The sequence below is a fragment of the Streptomyces sp. SX-6 genome (assembly GCF_059089585.1).
The window spans coordinates 1-2,023 of record NZ_JBTHHU010000077.1 but is presented as its reverse complement, the minus strand read 5'-3'; the positions used below and the strand labels follow the sequence as shown (position 1 = coordinate 2,023).

2 protein-coding genes are annotated in these 2,023 nt (G+C 68.4%); both read left to right on the top strand.

Annotated features, from left to right (window positions below):
* Positions 1–5: 5 nt before the first annotated feature.
* Positions 6–773 (top strand): Fe-S cluster assembly ATPase SufC, encoded by a 768-nt coding sequence (gene sufC / locus ACV530_RS36515; RefSeq protein WP_494337037.1) that lies wholly within the window; start codon positions 6–8, stop codon positions 771–773.
* Positions 770–2,023 (top strand): cysteine desulfurase (locus tag ACV530_RS36510; RefSeq protein WP_494337036.1); only part of this gene is annotated, 1,254 nt, incomplete at its 3' end. The genes sufC and ACV530_RS36510, both read left to right, overlap by 4 nt.

Sequence of the window (2,023 nt, the reverse complement as noted above, 5' to 3'; positions counted from 1 at the left end):
TCCCCATGGCAACGCTTGAGATTCACGACCTGCACGTGTCCGTCGAGGCCGAGAACGGCCCGCGGGAGATCCTGCGCGGCGTCGACCTGACCGTGAAGCAGGGCGAGACCCACGCCATCATGGGCCCGAACGGCTCCGGCAAGTCCACCCTCGCCTACTCCCTGGCCGGGCACCCCAAGTACACGATCACCGGCGGCACCGTCACCCTCGACGGCGAGGACGTCCTGGAGATGGCCGTCGACGAGCGCGCCCGTGCCGGCGTCTTCCTCGCCATGCAGTACCCGGTCGAGGTCCCCGGTGTCTCGGTCTCCAACTTCCTGCGCACCTCCGCCACCGCCGTGCGCGGCGAGGCCCCCAAGCTGCGTACCTGGGTGAAGGAGGTCAAGGAGTCCATGGCGCGTCTGCAGATGGACCCGGCCTTCGCCGAGCGCAACGTCAACGAGGGCTTCTCCGGCGGTGAGAAGAAGCGCCACGAGATCCTCCAGCTCGAGCTGCTCAAGCCGAAGATCGCGATCCTGGACGAGACCGACTCCGGCCTGGACGTCGACGCCCTGCGCATCGTCTCCGAGGGCGTCAACCGCGTCCGCGAGACCGGTGAGGTCGGCACCCTGCTGATCACCCACTACACGCGCATCCTGCGCTACATCAAGCCCGACTTCGTGCACGTCTTCGCGAACGGCCGCATCGCCGAGTCCGGCGGTGCCGAGCTCGCCGACAAGCTGGAGAACGAGGGCTACGAGGCCTATGTGACGAAGGGCGGCGTAACGGCGTGACACTGATCCCGGGGCTCCTCGACACCGAGGCGATCCGCAAGGACTTCCCGATCCTGGACCGTGTGGTCCACGACGGGAAGAAGCTCGTGTACCTGGACAACGCGGCCACTTCCCAGAAGCCGCGCCAGGTCCTCGACGCGCTGGCCGAGTACTACGAGCGGCACAACGCCAACGTCCACCGTGGCGTGCACGTCCTCGCCGAGGAGGCCACGGCGCTGTACGAGGGCGCCCGTGACAAGGTCGCGGCGTTCATCAACGCCCCCAGCCGCGACGAGGTGATCTTCACCAAGAACGCCTCCGAGTCGCTCAACCTCGTGGCCAACATGCTCGGCTGGGCCGACGAGCCCTACCGCGTGGACCACGACACCGAGATCGTCATCACGGAGATGGAGCACCACTCCAACATCGTTCCGTGGCAGCTGCTCTCGCAGCGCACCGGCGCGAAGCTGAAGTGGTTCGGGCTGACCGACGACGGCCGCCTCGACCTCTCCAACATCGACGAGGTCATCACGGAGAAGACCAAGGTCGTCTCCTTCGTCCTGGTCTCCAACATCCTGGGCACGGTCAACCCGGTCGAGGCGATCGTCCGCCGGGCGCAGCAGGTCGGCGCGCTCGTCGTCATCGACGCCTCGCAGGCCGCTCCGCACATGCCGCTGGACGTCCAGTCGCTGCAGGCCGACTTCGTGGCCTTCACCGGCCACAAGATGTGCGGCCCGGACGGCATCGGCGTCCTGTGGGGCCGCCAGGAGCTGCTCGAGGACCTGCCGCCGTTCCTGGGCGGCGGCGAGATGATCGAGACCGTCTCGATGCACTCCTCGACCTACGCCCCCGCGCCGCACAAGTTCGAGGCGGGTACGCCCCCGATCGCCCAGGCCGTCGGCCTCGGCGCGGCCGTGGACTACCTCACCTCGATCGGCATGGAGAACATCGCCCGCCACGAGCACGCGCTCACCGAGTACGCGATCAAGCGCCTCCAGGAGGTGCCGGACCTGCGTCTGATCGGCCCCGTCACGGCCGAGGACCGCGGTGCCGCGATCTCGTTCACGCTCGGCGACATCCACCCGCACGACGTGGGCCAGGTCCTCGACGAGCAGGGCATCGCCGTGCGCGTCGGCCACCACTGCGCGCGGCCCGTGTGCCTGCGGTACGGAATTCCGGCGACCACGCGGGCGTCGTTCTATCTGTACTCCACGCCCGCCGAGGTCGACGCGCTGATAGCGGGCCTGGAGCACGTCCGGAACTTCTTCGGC